Genomic DNA, 2,146 nt, shown 5'->3' on the forward strand with positions numbered 1-2,146 from the left:
TGTTCGTGGGGAGTACTAAGATGTAAGAAAAGAAGAGGTACAGACACCTTTTATACCTTTTGAATCTCGAACGGACGTAGCAATATATTCAAGTAGGATCAGTTTAAGTGGAAATTAGGTCGAAGAGCATCTTCTAGGAAACCGAGGTACTTCGGTACCTCGATTTCTTTTAAAATAAGATATTGGTCTTTAGTTCTTTAAGGAAAAAAAGGGCCATAGCGATTTGAACGATGCTGTTTGTGCCAAAATCGACTTCTAGGTTCTTTTAGAAATAAAATGGTGTAAAAGCCTGATAGGAAGCATAAACAAATTGTAACATTTCGTAGAAAACAGGAGACCAAGGTCTCCTGTTTTTGTTTTAATTATTTAAAAAATTAGAACAGATATAAATCTTACTCTAAAATTAAACTACACTTTTATTTAAAATTTTCAATTAGTTCTTGCATGATATCTAATTCAAAATCATAGCTCCGTAGAATAAGAAGAAAGCAATCTTTATTCAAATCTTTTATGTACATAGACGCATTATTTTCAGATATTCCTAAACCTCTTAAAATTCCGTAGGATCCAGAAGACATTTCCCCCAAGGGCTTTCCGTCCATATCGTGCAAGAATTGATGTGTTAAATCCCCTACTATAAATAGTGTGCCTATTTCAGGGTTACAGAAAAGTCCAAAATCAGAAGTGGCTCCCAACGAGCCTTTCCAATAGTTTTTTAATTTTTTTTCGTCCTTTATGCTCTCTTTATTATTTGAAATACAATCTTGCGTCAATTTACCTAGAACGGACAATTGTAGTTGCGGTGTGGCATTCTTACATATCTCTTGAATAACTTCTTCAAGCTGCCAGAGATATTGATAGCTCTTTATAAAAAAAAGCTTTTGCTTCTGTTTTGTAATCTCTACTCTCATCATTTAGGAATGTTTAAAATATAAGTAGGTTGGTTCATTCCTGCGCTACAAATTTAAAAAGCGTTGTATTTAATAAGAATGACCAAAGTCATTTCAATAGTGTTTTTTACACTCTATTTTTGAATAGAAATTAAAATGATTTAATAACTTAAAATCAATATCATGACAAACGATAGTGGAAATGTATTACTAGCACTTTTAACAGGAGCTGCTATAGGAGCGGGAATAGGAATTTTGTATGCTCCAGACAAGGGTATCGAGACACGTCACAAGATTAAACAAAAAGTTGACGATACTACCCACGATCTTGCGGATCGTATTTCACATGCTAAAGAAGAGCTTACCAAAAGTGCAGACGAGCAAAAAGATGTATTTGACCGTAAATTGGATGAAGCCATCACAACCATGAGCTATAAGGCAGATGATATCATAGACAAGCTAGAGCGCAAATTGGAAGATCTTAAAAAGAAAAATGCCCAACTCCAAAAATAAGAGATATGGCTTTTGAAGAATTTAAAGAAGACCTCATGGGTGCGGAAGCCGATATGAGGTCTTATGTAGAACATAGCGACGAGTTTCTAAGACTTAAAATATTTAAAGTTGTTATGCACCATCTCACGGGTATTGCGCAGTTTGTGCTGATAGGTATCGGATTCGTTTTCGCGCTACTTTTCTTATCATTCGCCGCCTGCTTAGCTCTGTCTGATCAATTAGACAGTTACTTTAGTGGTTTTATTATCGTTGGCGTTTTTTATATGCTCATTGGCTTTTTAATCTATATGTTCAGGAAGAAACTGAACGGGCCCATCATTAAAAAATTCTCTAAACACTATTTCGAATGATTATGGTAAAAGAATATAAGTCCTTTGAGGAAATAGATGCACGTTTAAAAGTTTTAAAACTGCAACGAGAAATCGACCAAGAAAGTCTAAAACTACATTTTTACCGAGCTAAAGGCGATTTGGTTTCCCGCAAACTTTTACAAGGATTAGGTGCTACCTTTACGCATAATGACACCTGGAAAAATATGCTTCTCGCCTTTGTTTCAAAGAGAATATTAGGTATCATTCGCAAAAGGCACCATAAAAAAACTCAGAGGTAGTGCTTACTTAAAATCAACAACTAACAGAAGTTTTTCGGGTCAAGCGTAAAACTTGGGGACAAAGTTTAAAATTATAACTTTGAACTCAATTATATACTTTAAAATTTGAACTCAAACTTAGCTAAATATTTAC

Annotated in this window: 4 protein-coding genes; 3 read left to right on the forward strand and 1 reads right to left on the reverse strand. The window is 34.3% G+C overall.

Annotated elements, in window-relative coordinates; all coding sequences use genetic code 11:
* Positions 1–416 precede the first annotated feature (416 nt).
* On the reverse strand, positions 417–914 hold the full coding sequence (locus QZZ51_RS16530) for a hypothetical protein (RefSeq protein ID WP_291871701.1): 498 nt from the start codon (positions 912–914) through the stop codon (positions 417–419).
* Between the two features lie 159 nt (positions 915–1,073).
* Here QZZ51_RS16530 and QZZ51_RS16535 point away from each other — a divergent pair, with 159 nt between their 5' ends.
* The 3 genes from QZZ51_RS16535 to QZZ51_RS16545 are packed head-to-tail and all read left to right on the forward strand — an operon-like array spanning position 1,074 to position 2,013.
* On the forward strand, positions 1,074–1,403 hold the full coding sequence (locus QZZ51_RS16535; protein WP_291871703.1) for a YtxH domain-containing protein: 330 nt from the start codon (positions 1,074–1,076) through the stop codon (positions 1,401–1,403).
* Between the two features lie 5 nt (positions 1,404–1,408).
* Positions 1,409–1,753, forward strand: a complete 345-nt coding sequence (locus tag QZZ51_RS16540; protein WP_291871705.1) for a phage holin family protein — start codon at positions 1,409–1,411, stop codon at positions 1,751–1,753.
* A complete protein-coding gene (locus QZZ51_RS16545) occupies positions 1,750–2,013 on the forward strand; it encodes a DUF6327 family protein (RefSeq protein ID WP_291871707.1) in 264 nt (87 codons plus the stop codon). Before QZZ51_RS16540 ends, QZZ51_RS16545 begins: the two co-directional genes overlap by 4 nt.
* The last annotated feature ends 133 nt before the right edge of the window (positions 2,014–2,146 follow it).

It is taken from the genome of Maribacter sp. (assembly GCF_016744255.1).
Classification (GTDB): Bacteria; Bacteroidota; Bacteroidia; order Flavobacteriales; family Flavobacteriaceae; genus Maribacter_B.

Coding starts and splice junctions, on each gene's coding strand:
- QZZ51_RS16530 (WP_291871701.1), bottom strand. CDS start 914: ATGATGAGAGTAGAGATTACAAAACAGAAGCAAAAGCTTTTTTTTATA.
- QZZ51_RS16535 (WP_291871703.1), top strand. CDS start 1,074: ATGACAAACGATAGTGGAAATGTATTACTAGCACTTTTAACAGGAGCT.
- QZZ51_RS16540 (WP_291871705.1), top strand. CDS start 1,409: ATGGCTTTTGAAGAATTTAAAGAAGACCTCATGGGTGCGGAAGCCGAT.
- QZZ51_RS16545 (WP_291871707.1), top strand. CDS start 1,750: ATGATTATGGTAAAAGAATATAAGTCCTTTGAGGAAATAGATGCACGT.